17 protein-coding genes are annotated in these 17,355 nt (G+C 69.5%); 12 read left to right on the top strand and 5 right to left on the bottom strand.

Annotated features, from left to right (window positions below; all coding sequences use genetic code 11):
• Positions 1–170, top strand: a 170-nt coding sequence (locus AAD496_RS01810) for a metal-sensitive transcriptional regulator (RefSeq protein ID WP_349826923.1), incomplete at its 5' end; no start/stop codon positions are given.
• A gap of 100 nt (positions 171–270) precedes the next feature.
• On the opposite strand, the gene AAD496_RS01805 is transcribed toward AAD496_RS01810, so the two are convergent.
• Positions 271–564 (bottom strand): metal-sensitive transcriptional regulator, encoded by a 294-nt coding sequence (locus AAD496_RS01805; protein WP_349826922.1) that lies wholly within the window; start codon positions 562–564, stop codon positions 271–273.
• Between the two features lie 170 nt (positions 565–734).
• Here AAD496_RS01805 and AAD496_RS14905 point away from each other — a divergent pair, with 170 nt between their 5' ends.
• From AAD496_RS14905 to AAD496_RS01790, 4 genes are all read left to right on the top strand, one after another.
• A complete protein-coding gene (locus tag AAD496_RS14905) occupies positions 735–920 on the top strand; it encodes a DUF8730 family Cys-rich protein (protein ID WP_491005663.1) in 186 nt (61 codons plus the stop codon).
• A gap of 55 nt (positions 921–975) precedes the next feature.
• Positions 976–2,406, top strand: a complete 1,431-nt coding sequence (locus tag AAD496_RS01800; RefSeq protein WP_349826921.1) for an MBL fold metallo-hydrolase — start codon at positions 976–978, stop codon at positions 2,404–2,406.
• Positions 2,407–2,509: 103 nt separating this feature from the next.
• Positions 2,510–3,172 (top strand): sulfite exporter TauE/SafE family protein, encoded by a 663-nt coding sequence (locus tag AAD496_RS01795; RefSeq protein WP_349826920.1) that lies wholly within the window; start codon positions 2,510–2,512, stop codon positions 3,170–3,172.
• A gap of 87 nt (positions 3,173–3,259) precedes the next feature.
• Positions 3,260–3,787 (top strand): rhodanese-like domain-containing protein, encoded by a 528-nt coding sequence (locus AAD496_RS01790; RefSeq protein WP_349826919.1) that lies wholly within the window; start codon positions 3,260–3,262, stop codon positions 3,785–3,787.
• 39 nt (positions 3,788–3,826) lie between these two features.
• Here the strand turns inward: AAD496_RS01790 and dctP are convergent, their stop codons facing one another.
• Positions 3,827–5,113 (bottom strand): TRAP transporter substrate-binding protein DctP, encoded by a 1,287-nt coding sequence (gene dctP / locus AAD496_RS01785; protein ID WP_349826918.1) that lies wholly within the window; start codon positions 5,111–5,113, stop codon positions 3,827–3,829.
• Positions 5,114–5,339: 226 nt separating this feature from the next.
• Between dctP and AAD496_RS01780 the strand changes: the two genes are divergently transcribed.
• The 5 genes from AAD496_RS01780 to AAD496_RS01760 all read left to right on the top strand — a co-directional run bounded on the left by AAD496_RS01780 (position 5,340) and on the right by AAD496_RS01760 (position 12,216).
• Entirely contained in the window at positions 5,340–7,127 is a 1,788-nt protein-coding gene (locus AAD496_RS01780) for a class I adenylate-forming enzyme family protein (protein WP_349826917.1), read from the top strand.
• A 55-nt stretch (positions 7,128–7,182) separates the two neighbouring features.
• Positions 7,183–7,509 carry a rhodanese-like domain-containing protein gene (locus AAD496_RS01775; RefSeq protein WP_349826916.1) on the top strand — a complete coding sequence of 109 codons (327 nt, stop codon included), beginning with the start codon at positions 7,183–7,185 and terminating at the stop codon, positions 7,507–7,509.
• Positions 7,510–7,721: 212 nt separating this feature from the next.
• Positions 7,722–9,380, top strand: coding sequence for a phosphoglucomutase (alpha-D-glucose-1,6-bisphosphate-dependent) (gene pgm / locus AAD496_RS01770; RefSeq protein ID WP_349826915.1), 1,659 nt, complete (start codon positions 7,722–7,724; stop codon positions 9,378–9,380).
• Between the two features lie 59 nt (positions 9,381–9,439).
• A complete protein-coding gene (locus AAD496_RS01765; protein WP_349826914.1) occupies positions 9,440–10,669 on the top strand; it encodes an MFS transporter in 1,230 nt (409 codons plus the stop codon).
• 398 nt (positions 10,670–11,067) lie between these two features.
• Entirely contained in the window at positions 11,068–12,216 is a 1,149-nt protein-coding gene (locus AAD496_RS01760) for a glycerate kinase (RefSeq protein ID WP_349826913.1), read from the top strand.
• Positions 12,217–12,220: 4 nt separating this feature from the next.
• Here the strand turns inward: AAD496_RS01760 and lhgO are convergent, their stop codons facing one another.
• Positions 12,221–13,510: an L-2-hydroxyglutarate oxidase gene (gene lhgO, locus AAD496_RS01755; RefSeq protein ID WP_349826912.1), complete on the bottom strand. Its 1,290-nt coding sequence runs from the start codon at positions 13,508–13,510 to the stop codon at positions 12,221–12,223.
• Positions 13,511–13,614: 104 nt separating this feature from the next.
• On the opposite strand from lhgO, the gene AAD496_RS01750 reads away from it, so the two are divergent.
• Entirely contained in the window at positions 13,615–15,006 is a 1,392-nt protein-coding gene (locus tag AAD496_RS01750; RefSeq protein WP_349826911.1) for a site-specific DNA-methyltransferase, read from the top strand.
• A gap of 87 nt (positions 15,007–15,093) precedes the next feature.
• Here AAD496_RS01750 and AAD496_RS01745 read toward each other — a convergent pair whose 3' ends face one another.
• Positions 15,094–15,990: a LysR family transcriptional regulator gene (locus tag AAD496_RS01745; RefSeq protein WP_349826910.1), complete on the bottom strand. Its 897-nt coding sequence runs from the start codon at positions 15,988–15,990 to the stop codon at positions 15,094–15,096.
• A 182-nt stretch (positions 15,991–16,172) separates the two neighbouring features.
• Between AAD496_RS01745 and AAD496_RS01740 the strand changes: the two genes are divergently transcribed.
• Entirely contained in the window at positions 16,173–17,024 is an 852-nt protein-coding gene (locus tag AAD496_RS01740) for a LysE family translocator (RefSeq protein ID WP_349826909.1), read from the top strand.
• Positions 17,025–17,166: 142 nt separating this feature from the next.
• Here AAD496_RS01740 and AAD496_RS01735 read toward each other — a convergent pair whose 3' ends face one another.
• Positions 17,167–17,292 carry a hypothetical protein gene (locus tag AAD496_RS01735; protein ID WP_349826908.1) on the bottom strand — a complete coding sequence of 42 codons (126 nt, stop codon included), beginning with the start codon at positions 17,290–17,292 and terminating at the stop codon, positions 17,167–17,169.
• Between the last annotated feature and the right edge of the window lie 63 nt (positions 17,293–17,355).

Genomic DNA, 17,355 nt, shown 5'->3' with positions numbered 1-17,355 from the left:
GGGAGGACTGTCGCGCGGTCGTCCAGCAGCTGTCAGCGGTGTCCAAGGCTGTCGATCGCGCGGGTTTTCTCGTGATCTCCACCGCCCTCCAGGACTGCCTCGCGGATCCCGACGCGGACGGTGGGCCGAAGCCTGCGGAACTCGAGAAGCTCTTCATGTCTCTGGCCTGAACGTCGGTGGACGCTGGTAGGCCCGGTGGACGTACGAGACCCCCGACCATCAGGTCGGGGGTCTCGTACGTCCACCGGGCCTACCAGCGTCCACCGACGTTCAGGCCAGAGACATGAAGAGCTTCTCGAGTTCCGCAGGCTTCGGCCCACCGTCCGCGTCGGGATCCGCGAGGCAGTCCTGGAGGGCGGTGGAGATCACGAGAAAACCCGCGCGATCGACAGCCTTGGACACCGCTGACAGCTGCTGGACGACCGCGCGACAGTCCTCCCCGGCCTCGACGGCCGCGATGACCGCTGCCAACTGCCCCTGGGCCCGACGCAGGCGATTCACGATCTTCCGCTTCGCCTCCGGGTCATGACCAGCAGCTCCCGATGTCGTATCCGTGGACTCCACGACGATTCTCCTCTCCTGCACGTCACGTGCGCCCTCAGGGTACTCCGGGTCCCACCGTCGCATCACGAGCGCGCGGATCGGCGGGAGCACTTGACATCCAGGATACACCCCCGGGTATATTCACTGCATCATCGTAAATACCCCCAGGGGTATAAAGACAGGAGATCCACATGTGCCGTGCCACCACGTGCCCCACCTGCCACAAGACCACATGGACCGGCTGTGGGATGCACATCGATTCCGTGAAGAGTTCCGTCCCCCGAGGCCAGTGGTGCAACGGCGAGCATTCGCAGTCCGAGATCGACAGGGCGAAGGCCGCACGGCCGGGACTCCTGTCCAGGCTGTTCGGCCGCTGAGCGCACCCTCCACCCACCACACGCTCTTCACGACACTTCCGGAAGGAAGTCCTTCATGCTTCTCGAACGCATCTATGACGAGGACCTCGCTCAGGCGAGCTACCTCATCGGCTGTCAGGCCGAAGGGAAGGCCCTCGTCGTCGACCCCCGTCGCGACCATGCCGTCTACGAACGCATAGCGACGGCCCACGGAATGACGATCACCGGTGCGACGGAGACCCATATCCATGCCGACTACCTCTCCGGCACCCGCGAACTCGCCCGCGCCACCGGCGCGCAGATGTACGTGTCGGACGAAGGTGGACCCGACTGGACCTATGGCACGGAATTCGACGGGGCCACCCGGATGAAGAACGGCCATCGGATCCAGCTGGGCAACATCACCGTCGAGGCCGTCCACACTCCGGGCCACACACCGGAGCACATGTCGTTCCTCATCACCGACGGAGCCCAGGCCGACAAGCCGGGATTCATGCTCACCGGCGATTTCGTGTTCGTCGGCGAAGTGGGACGGCCCGACCTGCTCGATGCCGCCGCCGGCGGGGTCGATACGAGATTCCGCGGCGCACAGGACCTGTTCCTCAGCCTGCGTGACGTGTTCCTCACCCTCCCCGACTACGTCCAGGTACTCCCGGGGCACGGATCCGGTTCCGCCTGCGGGAAATCCCTCGGCGCCGTGCCGACGACCACCGTCGGCTACGAACGTACCTTCAGCTGGTGGGCACCTTTCCTCGCCGAGGGCGATATGGAGGGCTTCGTCGACCACGTGCTGTCCGACCAGCCGGACCCACACGCATACTTCGCACGAATGAAGGTCGAGAACAGGACCGGCCCCGTTCTTCTCCCCGACGCCGAGGACCTCGTCGAACACTCCGCCGAGTCCCTGACGGCGGCAATGGCGGACGACACCGTGATCCTCCTCGACACCCGTGGTCACGGAGAAGTCCACGCCGGCACGGTGAAGGGCAGTCTCACGATCCCCGGCCTCCCGAAGTCCGCGAGCTTCGCATCGTGGATCGTCGACCCCGCGCGGGAGAAGCGATCGATCGTCGTCCTCGCCGCCGACGCGGACGAAGCCTCGGCATACCGCGATCACCTGCGTCGCGTCGGGATCGATTCTGTCACCGGGTACATCTCCTCACTCGACGGACTCGCGCTCACCCCTCCGGAAGTCATCGAACCCGAGGACCTCGACGCCGCCCTCACGGACGGGGGTCTCCTGCTCGACGTCCGGAACTCGTCCGAATACACGCGTGGTCATCTTCCCGGAGCCGTCAATCTTTCCGGGGGCAGAGTGATGTGGCACCTTCACGATCTGCCCACCCCGGGCACGGAGACCCTGTACACCTACTGCCAAGCGGGTCTCCGCAACGCGGTGGTTTCATCCGCCCTGCGCCGCGCGGGGCACGAGGTCGTCGAGATCAAGGGGAGCTACAGCGCCTGGGCCGCGCTCGACGGGTCCGTCCCCGCGACCACCGCGACGTGACTCCGCTTCTCGCCGGCGCGCTCACACTCGCCGTGGTGGTCGGGCTGCTGCTCGGACTCCTCGGCGGGGTGGAGCGATCCTCACGGTCCCGATCCTCACCCATGTGGCGGGACTCGCACCGCGCGAGGCGATCGTCGCCTCCCTCGTCGTGGTCGGTGCGACGAGCGCCCTGGGTACCTGGCGCATGCACCTACTCGGCAGGATCCGCTGGAGCATCGGATCGAAGTTCGCCGCCGCCTCGGTGATCGGCAGTCTCATCGGGTCGCAGGCAGGAGCGTTCTTGCCAGGAGACGTACTGATGTGGACATTCGGCCTCGTGATGGTGGCAAGCGCCTGGGGGATGCTGTTTCCCCCGTCGAGCCTGACCGGCGGGGCCGAACGTGACGGGCGGAACCGTACGCGGACATTTCTCGGTCTCGGACCGACCACGGGGCTCGTCACCGGAGTCGTGGGCGTCGGTGGTGGTTTCCTGATCGTGCCGGCGCTCGTCATCGCTGCGAGGCTTCCGATGCCGGTGGCCTCCGCGACCTCACTGCTCGTGATCAGCCTCAACTCACTCGCCGCTTTCGCCGGTCACCTCACCGACCCCGTCGACATCCCCTGGCCCCTCGTCCTGACCTTCGCGGCACTGGCGGTCGCCGGGTCCCTCGTCGGCATCGCCTTGTCCACGCGGGTACCGGCGATCGGACTCCGAAAGGGGTTCGCCTGGTTCACTCTGGCCGTAGGAGTCGGTGTCATCACGATCGAGCTCTTCCACGTACGGTAGGACGATCCGTCCGACCTCGTCCCGCGCTGTGTCGCGCCCCCGACACACCCGCTCACACAGCTGACCGACCTCCCGAGGAGATCCTTCATGACCAGTATTTCCGCTTCCGCCCTGCAGTCCGCACTCGCCTCCGGGGAGGGGCCCGCGCTGCTCGACGTCCGGACGCCGGCGGAGTTCGCCTCCCAGCACGTCCCGGGCTCGACCAACATCCCGCTCGACGAACTGTCGACCGCACTGCCGGCACTGCGCGAGGACTTCCCCGCGGACCTCGTGCTCGTGTGCCGGACCGGAGGCCGCGCCGAACAGGCCCGGATGATGCTGGAGGGAGAGGGCCTCACGGCACGGGTCCTCACCGGCGGCGTCGAGGCGCTCGAAGGTGGCGCGATCGATTTGGCCGGCGACGGACGCCACTGGGCGCTCGACCGCCAGGTACGCCTGGTCGCAGGTGGGCTGGTGGTCGGTGGTCTCGTCGCCGCGAAGACCGTGAATCCGAAGTTCGGGTACCTGGCCGCGGCCATCGGCACCGGCCTCACGGTCTCCGCTCTCACCGGTTCGTGCCCGATGGCCTCGGTGCTCGCCAAGATGCCCTGGAACCAGGCTCCGGCCACGGCCTGAGCGCGGGTCCGGGCACCTCGGCGAGCGAGGCGCCGGGAATCATGCGCCCGGGCGGTGGGGCACCATCACCTCTTCGAAGTACCGCTCGGCGTAGGGCTTGAGGTACTCCAGGTCGTCCTTGGGGTACCACTCGTCGTAGTCGGCGAAGGAACCGGCGTCCTCGTAGCCCAGGTCCGCCGCGTGGGACCGCCAGGTCTCCATCGCCGTGGCCACGTCCTCCGAGATCGTCTCCGGCAGCATGCCCGCGTCGACCTCCTCCTGGACGAGGCCCTCGGAGGCCTCGAGCAGGGCGTCCTGCACGTCCGAGTCGATCTCCTCGAAGGCCCCGCCGTGCTCGGCCGAGGCCTGCACCGCCTCGTAGTTGGCGTCGAGGTCACCCCGCCGGGAGTTGTAGAACTCCTCCTCCATCGCGTCGAAGACGAGCTGCTGGACGGCCAGCGGCCAGGTCTCCCACGCGCTGCCGGCGTAGACGCCGCCGGGCCCGCGGGCGAAGGTGACGTCCGAGGTGTAGCCGACGTTCGGGGCGACCTCGATGAAGCCACCGGAGAAGGCCGGCAGGGTCGCGGAGAACGTGCAGTCGACGGTGCCACGCTGCAGCGCCTCGTAGGTCTCGGTGTACTGGAGGGAGACCGGGGTGCCGCCGAGTGCCTCGAGCTGGGAGGTCTGGGCGGTGCCGGAGACCCGGACCTGGTTCCCCTGCCAGTCCTCGGCGGTCGTGTGCGGATCCTTGCACAGCGCCATGATCGCGCCGGCGGCGTTGAAGGGGTTGAGCGGCTTGAGGCCCTGGTCCTCGAACTCCGCGATGAAGTTCGGGTCGTTCCACGCCAGTTGGCCGAAGGCGGCATTGGCGGCGAGCTCGTCGACGAGCGGCGAGCTGCCGGTGAGCGTCGTCGCGGTGACGTAGCTCTGGAACACCGGGTACTCGTCCGGTTGGTAGATGGGAAGCATGTACGCGAGGTCGACTCGACCGTCGACGAGCGCGTCGCCGAGCTCCGTGTACCCGGCGATCGCCTGCGCGTAGACGATGTCGACGGTGACCTTGCCGTCGGAGAGTTCCTCGACCTTCTCGGCGAATCCGAGTGCCCGGTAGGAGTCCATCCCTTCCGCGGACTGGGCCGAGGGCTGATAGGTGATCGTCACGGGGTCGATGTCGGCGAAGGCCGCCTTGATCTCCTCGTCGGATGCGTCCCAGGCATAGCCCTCGCCGCCCCCGTCGCCTCCCCCGGAGGTCGCTCCCCCGCCACCGGCGCCACCGGCACAGGCGGTGAGCGCGAGCGCCAGGGACGCGGTGAGGGCAGTGGTGAATGCAGCAGTCGTCCTGCGCATGGCGGTACTCCTTCGTACTCGTCTGCGGTACCCCGGGTGGACCCGGGATGCGGTTCAATGTGCACCCGTCCGGCCGGTTCCTCCTCTTCCGTGACCGATTCGGAATGACAGTCGACAGTGACTGTTCTTCGCGGCACGGGGGAGAGGGAAACCTATTGACAGGTGACTGAACGATCGTTAAGTTCGAACGCGTTCACCATACCCCATGACGGGCAGGAAATCTGCGATGACGCATTACTTTCCCTCGGGAATCCCCACCCACCTCGACTTCCCCGCCCGCGCCGTGCCGGAGGTGCTCCTGACCTCCGCGCGCCTGTGGGGCGCGCGGATCGCCGTGGCCGACGGCGACGAGGTCGTCACCCACACCGAACTCCTGGCCCGTGCCCGGGCGGTCGCCGCGGACCTCGCCGCCCACGGCATCGGGCCCGGTTCGGTCGTCGGTCTCCACATGCCGAACACCCACTGGTACTTCCCGGCCTACTACGGCGCACTGTTCACGGGCGCGGCCGTCACGCTCGTGAATCCCCTCCAGCCGGCACCCAAGCTGCTCGAGCAGCTCGCCGACGCCGGCGCCTCGGCCGTCGTCACCCACCCCGCCCACCTGGGTCCGCTCGAGGCGATCGCCCACGATCTCACCCCTGCCCGGGTGCTCGTCACCCCGGCCAGCTGGTCCGGGTCCGCCACCGACGAGGAGGTCGCCCGGGCGCACGCGCTCACCGGCGCCACTCCTGAGGACGGGGCCGCCGAGGCGGCGCCCGGGAGTCGAGGCCAGGGCGCCTCGGGAGCGGGGAACGTCTGGGCGATGCTCGACGCGGTGATCGACGCGCGGACGGCCGACGGGAGCGCGGCGGCCTTCGAGCCGGTGCTGCAGGAGCCGGACGCGGTGGCGCACTACGCGTACACGGGCGGGACGACGGGGAAGTCGAAGGGCGTGCGGGTGCTGCACCGGAACGTGCTCGGCAACGTCACGCAGATGGTCGCCTGGCGTCTGCACCGGCGGGTGGCCCGCGACGCGGACGGGCGCCTGGAGCTCGTACCGATCGAGGAGGCCGGGGATCCGTTCATCCGGGCCGGCGAGACGGCCTCGGTGCAGGTGCCGCCACTGTTCCACGCCCAGGGGCTCACGACCTCGAACATGTTCCTGCTCGGCGGGATCACGCTCGTGCTGGCCGGGCGGTTCCGACCGGAGACCTTCGTCGAGCTCGTGCAGCGGTGGGACGCGAGCTACACCTCGGGCAACCCGCCCATGTTCCTGTCGCTCGCGGACCACCACCGGAAGACCGGCGCGACCATGCCGTCCATGCGCGTGGCGGTCTCCGGAGCTGCTCCCCTCGACTCGACGGCGATGCAACGGATCGCCGAGGTGATGCCCAATGCCGTCGTGGCCGAGGGGTACGGGCTCACCGAGGGCACGTGCATGGTGACGAGTTCCCCGTTCACACGCGACGCGCTGCGCAAGACCGGCACCGTCGGGATCCCGGTGTGCGACACCGAGATCGAGATCCGGGACGCCGACGGGTACACCGTCCTGCCCGACGACTCCGAGGGCGAGCTGTGGGTCCGCGGGCCGCAGGTGACCGACGGGTACGCGAACGCCCCCGAGCAGACCGCGGCGCAGTACGTGGACGGGTGGTTGCGGACCGGGGACATCGCGAGCCGGGACGTCGACGGGTTCGTGCGGATCCACGACCGGGCCAAGGACATGCTCATCTACAAGGGCTACAACGTGTACCCGCGGGAACTGGAGGACGTGGCCGCCGGTCACCCGGAGGTCGCGCAGATCGCAATCACCGGTCGGGTCGACGGGGACGCCGGGGAGATCCCGGTCGCCTTCGTCGTGCCGACCGGCGGGGCGGAGGGGTTGGCGGCCTTCGACGCCGAGGCGTTCTCCGCCTGGGTCGCCGAACGTGTGCTGCCCTACCAGAAGATCCGTGAGGTCCACGTGGTCGACGCCCTGCCGACCTCCGCGGCCGGGAAGATCCTCAAGACGGAACTCCGCGCGGCGTTGGGATGAGGAGCGCTGGGATGAGGGCGCTGTGTCCGTCGAGGTTCTTCCCTAGACTGACCGCATGGATATTCCCAGCGTCAACGTCACCGAGATCCCCGACGACGCCCCGATCCTCGACGTCCGGGAGGACGACGAGTGGAAGTCGGGCCACATCGACGGCGCCCAGCACATCCCGCTGGGCGACCTGCCCGCCCGCTACGGCGAGGTCCCCATGGACGAGGACCTGTACGTCATCTGCCGCTCCGGTGGCCGGTCGCGGCAGGCCGTCGCCTGGCTCAACCAGAACGGCTTCGACGCGATCAACGTCAACGGCGGCATGGGCGCGTGGAACCTCGACCACGGCAAGCCGATCGTCTCCGAGACCGACCAGGAACCCTGGGTGATGTGACCGGCCCCGGCCACACCCCATCGAGAGCGAGGTGAGTGGCGGATCCCGCGAAGGATTCCGCCACTCACCTCGCGCTCGACGTTCAAGCGGAGCTCCGCCCGCGCTCTCAGGTGTCCTTGGCCTCATCCACTCCCCGGGCCCGCTGCCCGGCATCCGAGACACCCGGTGGACCGGGCTACTCCGGTGCCTCATCTCGTGGCAATGTGGGCGCCATGACTACGCGTGCCGGCCTTCCTGCAGAAGAATCCGACCTGGTCGACGTCCAGGCGCTCCTCGACGCCTACCACGACCTCGTCCCGGACCCCGCCGATCCCGCCCAGCGGGTGGCCTTCGGCACCTCGGGTCATCGCGGGTCGAGTTTCACCGGGTCGTTCAACGAGGCGCACATCGCCGCGATCACCGCCGCGATCATCGAGTACCGCGCCGGCCAGGGCTACACGGGCCCCGTCTACCTGGCCCGTGACACCCACGCCCTGTCGGAACCGGCCTTCCTCACCGCCCTCGAGGTCCTCGCCGCCGCGGACGTCCCCACGATGATCGACGAGCGCGACGGCTACACCCCCACCCCGGCCCTGTCCCACGCGGTCATCCGGCACAACCAGGGACTGGGCGCCTCGGCCGCGGCAGGCTCCCCGCAGGGCCTGGCCGACGGGATCGTCATCACGCCCTCGCACAACCCACCGCAGGACGGCGGCTTCAAGTACAACCCGCCGCACGGCGGCCCCGCGGACTCCGACGTCACCGGGTGGATCGAGGACCGCGCGAACGCCCTCCTCGAGGCCGGGTGGGAAAAGATCCCCCGCGCCCCCTTCCAGCGCGCCTACCACCTGGACAACACGACGAACTTCGACTTCGTCGCCTCCTACGTCGACGCCCTCGGCGAGGTCCTCGACATGGAAGCGATCTCGAACTCCGGCCTGCACATCGGCGCGGACCCGCTGGGCGGCGCGAGCGTCGACTACTGGGCGGCGATCGGCGAGCGCTGGAACTTCGACCTCGACGTCGTCAACCCCGTCGTCGACCCGACCTGGCGCTTCATGACCCTCGACTGGGACGAGAAGATCCGCATGGACTGCTCCTCGCCCCACGCGATGGCCTCCCTCATAGGGAACAAGGACAAGTACGACATCGCCACCGGCAACGACGCCGACGCCGACCGCCACGGCATCGTCACCCCCGACGCCGGCCTCATGAACCCCAACCACTACCTGGCCGTCGCGATCGACCACCTGTTCTCCCACCGTGAGCAGTGGGCGGCCGACACCGCGATCGGCAAGACGCTCGTCTCCTCCTCGATCATCGACCGGCTGGCCGCCGCCCGCGGGAAGAAGCTCCTCGAGGTGCCCGTCGGCTTCAAGTGGTTCGTCCCCGGCCTCACGGACGGCACCGTCGGCTTCGGCGGCGAGGAGTCCGCCGGCGCCAGCTTCCTCACCTTCGAAGGGAGGACCTGGACGACCGACAAGGACGGGATCCTGCTGTGTCTGCTGGCCGCGGAGATCACGGCGACCACCGGCAAGACCCCGTCCCAGCGGTTCCGCGAGCTGGAGGAGGAGTTCGGTGTCTCCGCCTACGCCCGTGTCGACGCCCCGGCCACCCGCGAGCAGAAGGTGGCGCTCAAGAAGCTCAGCCCCGCGCAGGTCACCGCGGACACCCTCGCCGGCGCACCCATCACCGCCAAGCTCACCGAGGCGCCCGGCAACGGCGCGGCCATCGGCGGCCTCAAGGTGACGACCGACGACGCCTGGTTCGCCGCCCGCCCGTCCGGCACCGAGGACGTCTACAAGATCTACGCGGAGTCCTTCAAGGGCGCCGACCATCTCAGGCAGGTGCAGGAGGAGGCCAAGGCCGTCGTCGACGGCGTCATCGGCTGAGGCGTGAGTTCGCTCTCGAAAGGGGGCGGCGGGCCGTGTCCCGGGCCTAGGCTGTCCGGGTGACAGGCCGTTATCGCGAGATTCTCGCTCTGCCCGGGGCGCTCGCATTCTCCATCGCCGGGCTCATCGCGCGTTTCCCGATCTCGTTCCTGGGGCTCGGCATCCTGCTGTTCGTGCAGGGTGTGACGGGGTCCTACGGGACGGCCGGTGGCGTGGTCGCCGCGTACTTCCTCGCCCAGGCACTGGCCAATCCCTTCCACGGGAAGCGGATCGACCGGCTGGGCCAGGCGAAGGTCATGGTCCCCCTGTGCGTGATCAACGTGAGCGCCATCGTGCTGCTCATGCTGACGGTCTACGCCGGGCTGCCACTGCTGGTGACCGGGGTGTTCGCGGCGATCGCCGGTGCCTCGATCGGTGCGGTCGGGTCGCTCATCCGCGCCCGCTGGAGCCACGTGACGCGGACCCCCAAGCAACTGGACCTGGCGTTCAGTTGGGAGGCGGTGCTCGACGAGATCCTCTTCGTCTCCGGCCCGATCATCGTCACGGCACTCGCCACGGCCCTGTTCCCGCCGGCCGGGCTCATCCTGTCGATCCTCACGACGACGGTCGGCAGCTTCCTGCTCTACCGGCAGACGGACACCGAACCGCCGGCCGTGCCGAAGGAGACCGACAAGGTCCTCAAGGGCAAGGTGCTGTCGAACCCCGGCATCCTGCTCACGGTCGTCGCCCACTTCCTCCTGGGTGCCGCTTTCGGGGCGATCGACGTCGTCGCCGTGGCCTTCGCCGAGGAACAGGGGCACAAGGAACTGTCCGGCCTGTTGCTCGCCGCCTTCGCACTCGGGTCGTTGTTCGCCGGCCTGGTCTTCGGGGCGATCGACTGGAAGATCCCCACCCACCGGCGCCAGGCGATGGCCGTCACCTTCTACGCCGCGCTCACGTGGCTGTTGCTCATCCCCGCGAACTTCTGGGGATTCATGGGCCTCCTCTTCGTCGCCGGGGCCGGGATCGCACCCGCGCTCATCTCGACCTCGACGTCCGTCAAGGCCCTCGCCCCGACCGGTCGTCTCACCGAGGCGTTCGCGTGGATGACGACCTTCATGGGCGCCGGCGCCGCGGCCGGGTCCGCCGTCGGCGGCATGGCGATCGACGCGTTCGGTGCCCGGCCGTCCTTCCTGGTGCCCGTCGCGTGCACGACGATCGCGGCGCTCCTGGTCAACGTGTTCGTCACGCTCATGAACCCGACCAAGCACGGCCACGAGGCGAGGAAGGCACGCCGCCTGGCGGTCTGAGTTCGACGCCGCCCGACCCCCGGCACCCCACCGCCTGAGCGATACCTCCACCGGGCGGTGCGGCGAAATCGACCGAATCGTTACCCGATACGGGGCTTCACGGGTTCATTCATGCACCCTCCCGTATGTATGATCGGTTCACCGCGGCGGTCAGGCTGAAACACGTGTGGCCGTCGTGGCTTTTTTCTGCCTGCGGCAGCGGGTTCCCGGAACGCTCCGTAGCGACGGAATCGTCGTATTTCCCCCTCCTGCCGTGACCCGGCCGATGGTTGCGGTTTCCCCGGAATTCACCGATGTCGTGCCCCTCACGCCCGGTTCGGGACATTGATCACCTTTTGTGGGAATCGTGCAAGGGCGTCACTAGAGTTCCCAGGGATCGCAAAGATTCGGAGGAACACATGCGCGTGCTGCTCGCCTGCGACAAGTTCAAGGGCACCCTCACCGCCGCGGAGGTCACCGACGTCCTCTCCCGGCCACTCGTGGGTCGTGGGCACGAAACCCTCTCCCTGCCCATCGCGGACGGGGGCGACGGCACCGTGGCCGCCGCACTCGCCCGTGGCTACACTCCCCACACCCTCACCGTCACCGATCCGCTCGGGGAACCCGTCGAAGCGACCTGGGCCTCCCACGACGACACCGCAGTCATCGAGATGGCGCAGGCCTCCGGCCTCGCGCTTCTGCCCGACGGACCCGATGCCACGACCGCGCTCACCGCGACGACCCGGGGCACCGGCGAGATGATCAAGGCCGCCCTCGACACCGGGTGCTCCCGGATCGTCCTCGGGATCGGCGGGTCCGCCACGACCGACGGTGGTGCGGGGATGCTCGCGGCCCTCGGAGTGAAACTGCTCGACGCGAACGGCGCCCCGGTCCCCGACGGCGGGGTCGGTCTCGAACAGCTCGTCGAGGTCGAGATGTGCGACCTCGACCCGCGGATCGAGAGCGGCCACGCCGACTTCACGCTCGCCTCGGACGTCATGAACCCTCTCCTCGGAGAGGACGGCGCCGCCGCGGTCTACGGCCCGCAGAAGGGCGCCGGCCCCGCCGAGGTCGCCCGTCTCGACGCGGCCCTGGCCCACTACGCCTCGCTCGTCCCCGGCGGCGGCGTGCACCTGCGCCACTCCGGTGCCGGTGCCGCCGGCGGTGTGGGCTTCGCGGCCCTGGCCGTCCTCGGGTGCGAGGGATGCGCGGACGAGTCCGCGAGCGGTGCCGACTACGTACTCGACCTGCTCGGGTTCGACGCCGCGCTCGCGAGTGCCGAGGTCGTCGTCACCGGCGAGGGCCGGTTCGACTCCCAGAGCCTCAACGGCAAGGGCCCCGGCCGGGTCGTCGAGAAGGCCCGCGAGCGCGGACTGCCGGTCCTCGTGGTCGCGGGATCGAGCGAGTTCCCGGCCGATGCGGCCGCCGACCTGGGCCTCGCCGGCCTGGTGACCATGGACTCCCATGCCCCCGTCGAGGAATGCCTGACCCGGCCCGCCGAGGTGCTTACCAAGGCCGCAGAAGACCTGGCCGCCCTCGTCGACCGGGCGCTCACCCCCTCGGTCTGAGGGCTCAGCCCACCGACTCCAGGGCCTTGTCCACCACGTACTCGGCGATCGCCATAGAGCTCGTGGCCGCCGGTGAGGGCGCGTTGCGCACCTGCGTGAGCCGCCCCCGCGTGGAGAACACGAAGTCGTCGACGAGCGACCCGTCCGGGTTCATCGCCTGCGCCCGCACCCCGCGCGGCCCCTTGACCACCTGGGTGCCGTCGAGTTCGGGTACGAACTTCCGCGCCTCCTCGATGAACGCCGCCGGCGAGAGCGCCGTCCGCGACTCCCGGACCGCCGCCTTCACGTTGTCCTTCGCGAACTTCCAGAACCCGCCGAACCCGGCCGTCGAGAACAGGTCCGAGGCCGTCTGCTGCAGGTTCTCCCGGCTGAAGGCCTGACGGGCGGAGTACGCCTCGCGCCCGAAGGACAGGAATGCATTGGGTCCGAGCATGAGGCCACCGTCGGTGCGCCGGGTCAGGTGCACGCCGAGGAACGGGTACGCCGGGTCCGGGACGGGGTAGATGAGGCCCTTGACCACCTCGGCGGCCTTGCCCGGCACGAGGAAGTAGTCGCCGTAGAAGGGGACGATCCGCGGGTCCTTCTCCAGCCCGCTCGCCGTCGCCAGGCGGTCGGCCTGGAGTCCCGCGCACGTGACGACGAGATCGAAGGCCCCACCGTCCTCGGTGAGCTTGGAACCGTCGGCCCCGGGCACCGCGAGGGCCACCCGCACCTCGTCGCCGAGGGTGTCGAGGCGGACGACCTCGGACCCGAACCGGAACTCGCCACCGGCCGCCTCGACATCGGAGGCGAAGGCCTGGGTGAGCGCCGGGTAGTCGATGATCGCGGTGTGCGGGCTGTGCAGCGCCAGCACACCGCGCACGTGCGGCTCGACCTCGCGCATCTGGTGACGGTCCAGCAGCTTCACGTGCGGGACCCCGTTGGCCTTCGCCTTCTCGAAGATCGCCTCCAGACGGTCGACCTCGTCGGTGTCCTGGGCGACCACGAGCTTGCCGCACTCGTCGTAGGGCACCCCGTGTTCGGCGGCGTAGGGCACGAGCATCTCCACACCCCGTCGGCACAGGCGCGCCTTGAGCGATCCCGGCTGGTAGTAGAGGCCCGCGTGCACCACCCCGGAGTTGTGCCCCGTCTGGTGCCCGGCGACGGTGAGCTCCTTCTCGAACACCGTCACCTCGACCTCGGGGATCCGGCGGGTGAGTTCGCGGGCGACGGCGGTGCCGAGGATGCCCGCGCCGATGACGGCCGCGCGCTGCACCTTGGGTACGTGGATGGTCCGGGGGATGTCAGAGCTCATGTGGGTTATCCTCGCCTCATTCACCCGCGCCCACAAGCGACTTCCACGAAGCCTGGGCCCGCGCGGGTGTGCTCCCGCCCCGCCGAACCTCCGAAGGGACCCCCGTGACCGTCTCCGTGTCCCTCGACTGGGAGGGCAGGACCGCCGCCGAGGCGCTCGCCGAGCCCCACCCGGACCTACGGTTGGTGCCCAGGACAGGCCACCTCGGAAGGACAGAGCACCTCGGAAGGACAGGGCGCCTCGGGAGCGGGGACGGTGCGCTGCCGGCGGATCTGCAGGAGCACGACCTCGTGATCGAGTCGGACAACCTGCCGGCGCTCCACGCGCTGCGGCGCACGCACGCGCATGCGGTGAAGGTCGTGTACATCGACCCGCCGTACAACACGGGCAACGTGCTGCCCTATCGCGACACCTTCGGGGCGAGCGGGCACGCCGGGTGGATGTCGATGATGCTGCCGCGGCTGCGGCTCACCGCGGACCTCCTGCGGCCGGACGGGGTCGTGTTCGTGCAGGTGGACGACCGGGAGAGCGGGCACATGGTGTTGCTCGGGAACGAGGTGTTCGGCGAGGAGAACTACCTGGGCGCGCTCGTCCACCAACGGGCCAAGGGCGGCGGCCAGGCGAAGCGGTGGGTGCGCGGCCACGACTACGTGCACGTGTGGGCGCGCGAGGCCGCCTCGGTCGGTCCCTTCCTGCGCGAGAAGCAGAAGCCCGCGCGGTACGCGACGATCGACGGACAGCGGTACCTGGTCGAGGACGACGTGCTGCGGGTGAGTTTCGGCAAGTACACCCGGGGGCAGGAACGGCGGCTCATGTACGAGGACGTCCTCGAAGCCCGCGGAGAAGCGAAGAAGGCGGAGATCGACGCGGGCTTGGAATCGGGGCTCTACCGACTGCAGCCCTGGGGTGACGCGGGGAAGCACGCCGTCGTGCGGCTGACCCCCGCAGAGCAGGCGAGCTCGAAGATGTACTCGATCATCCGGGCGCTCGGGCAGGAGGGTCGCGACGACCTGGAGGCCCTCGGGCTCGGCGGTACCTTCGGGTACCCCAAACCGGTGTCGCTGCTGCGTGAGCTGGTGCGGTCCCAGACCTTCTTCGACCGGGACGCGATCGTCCTCGACTTCTTCGCCGGGTCCGGGACCACTGCGCAGGCCGTCCACGAGCTCAACGCGCTCGACGGTGGCTCCCGTCGGTTCGTGCTCGTCCAGCAGACCGAGGAGCTGCGGACCGTGGCAGGTGCCCGGCTGGGTGCGGAGGGGACGGTGTCCGCAGGAACCGGACCCGCCGCCGAGGCGCCCGCCCCCGGGACTGCCGACCGCACGGGGAACGGTCCCGGGCAGGGCGCCTCGGGAGCGGGGACCGGTACGGGAGAGGGCACGGTCACGATCGCCGACCTGTGCCGGACACGGCTGGAACGCGTGGGCGCGCGGTTCCTCGACCTCACGGTGGAGGAGACGACGAGGGAGATGTCGTTTCACGGGACTCTTGTCTCGTAGTCCTGCGGGAGTACGAGACAAGAGTCCCGTCGAACGACATCTCCCTCGCAGGAACGGGCTGCGGGGCCCGGCAGAGTACAGGAGGGTTCAGGAGGCCACGCCGACGCGGAGCACCTCGCGGGCGAGGAAGTCGATGTGGGCGACGTGTTCGACGGACTTCTTCACCTGCAGGACGATCCGGCGGACCGGGGTCGGGTCGACGAGTGGGCGGCTCACCAGGCCCCTCGGCAGGCTCCGGACGGCGAGCGCCGGTTGGATGGTGAGACCCACGCCCGCCTCGACCATGGCGATCCCGGCGTAGTGGTCCTCGGCGCCGGCGACGTAGCGCGGCACGAACCCCGCCGAGGCCACCGCGTGGTCGATCGCGCTGCCGGACGTCGAACCGGTGACGTCGAGGTCGATGAGGGGTGCTTCTGCGAGGTCGGCGAGCGGCACCTCGGCCCGCTGCGCCAGACGGTGACGGTCGGGGACGACGATGACGTAGGGGTCCTCTGTGACGACGTGACGGGTGTAGCCCTCGACGACCTCCGGTCCCAGGTGGGCGAGTTCGTTGCCGATGTCGATGTCGACCGAGTCGCGGTCGGGCAGGGGCAGCGGCTCGTTCGACTGGATGGTGAACCGCAGTTCCGGGTGGCGGGCGGCGGTCTCGCCGAGGACCTCGGGGATCCACTCCTTGGCCGCCGAGGAGAAACACCCGATCCGCACGCGCGTCCCGGGGCCGGCACGCAGGTCGTCGAGCACCCCGTCGAGGCGACGCGAGGCGACGAACAGGTCGTCGGACCCCTCGGCCAGGCGACGACCGGCCTCCGTGATCTCGATCCCCCGGCCGGACCGGTGGTAGAGGGGGATCCCCACCTGTTTCTCCAACGCGATGATGTGCTGGCTGACGCCGGCCGGCGCGACCTGCAGGTTCCGCGCGGCACCGTTGACGGAGCCCGCCGCGACGACGGCCCGCCACACCCGCAACCGGTCGAGATTCCACATGTGTCCATCCTGCCCCGGAATCCGGTGCGCGCGTCGGAGGCGACCATGCAGCGGAACCGCACGATCGTTCGGCTCCGTGTGCTTTTCGAGGATGGTCCGGAACCGGGATGATCGGTCCTGTTCCGTCCCGCGCGGTGATGTCCGCGCGTCCCGCACCCCACCTCCCGGAAGGAGGCACCGCCATGACCGGAGCCGAATACCTCGCATTCCTCGGCGCCGCCGTCGTCCTGGCGGTGACACCGGGTCCGGACACCTTCCTCACCCTGCGGTTCGGGTCGAAGGGATGGCGCCCGGGATTCCTCTACTCCTGTGCGGTGGCGACCGGGATCGTCCTGTGGGCGGTCCTCACGCTCACCGTGCTCGGCGCGCTCCTCGACGCACTCCCCTGGCTGTTGGAGGTCCTCACGTACCTCGGCGCCGCGTATCTGCTGTACCTGGGGATCACGAGCATCCTGTCCGGCCGCCGCCAGTTGCGCGAGGTCCGCCCCGACCCGGGCTCCCGCACGGTCGTGGAGGTCGCTGCCGGCACCGCCGACCTCGCCACCGCCGTCGAGGCGCCCCGCCCTCTGCACGCACCCGTCCCGGCCGGAGTCTCCGGATCGACCGGCCGGACCGACACGTCCGGCGGCGAGATCACGGACTTCGGCGCAGATGCCGCGTTCCGGAACACGGCATCTGCACCGAACACCGTGATGTCAGAGCCCGCCGGGGCACAGTCGGCACGGCAGGTGCGATCGAAGACCGACCGGAACCCCTACATGACGGGGATCCTCTCCGGCATCACGAACCCGAAGACGGGCCTGTTCTTCCTCGCGCTCCTGCCGCCCTTCCTGCCGGCGGCACCCGGCGCGGTCGACTACGTGCTGCTCGTCGCCACACTCGCCGTGACGATCTTCGTGTACTCGCTGCTGCTCGTCGGGGTCGCCGCGAAGGTGGGCCGCTGGATCAACAGCCCGAAGGGACCGGGCGTCATCGACCTCGTGGCCGGTTCCGTCCTCGCGGTGCTCGCCGTGCTCATCGTCGTGACGCACTGAGGTACCGGGCGGCCGGCAGCCCGCGCCTACGAGCAAAGTGCAATATGACGAGCCTCTTGTCTCGTCCTCACTGATGACTACGAGACAAGAGGCTCGTCGAACGACATCGAGGTCGTCGTCACGGCGCCTGGCAGCCGGGTACTCAGTACCCGCGGATCTGCTGGCGGGCGGGGACGTACTCCCAGTGCCAGGGCTCGTAGCCGCCCTTGGCCCAGTCGGGGTTCTCCCAGCCGTGGTCGCCGGCGTGCTCGGTGAGCCACGTGTACACGGGGCCCGAACCGCCGTTCGTCCCGCCGAGGCGCCCTGCCCTCCGGACACGACCTCCTCACCG

The organism is Brevibacterium litoralis (assembly GCF_040212315.1).
Lineage (GTDB): Bacteria > Actinomycetota > Actinomycetes > Actinomycetales > Brevibacteriaceae > Brevibacterium > Brevibacterium litoralis.
Note: the sequence above shows the minus strand (reverse complement) of the source record. Positions and strands in the feature narration are given on the sequence as shown.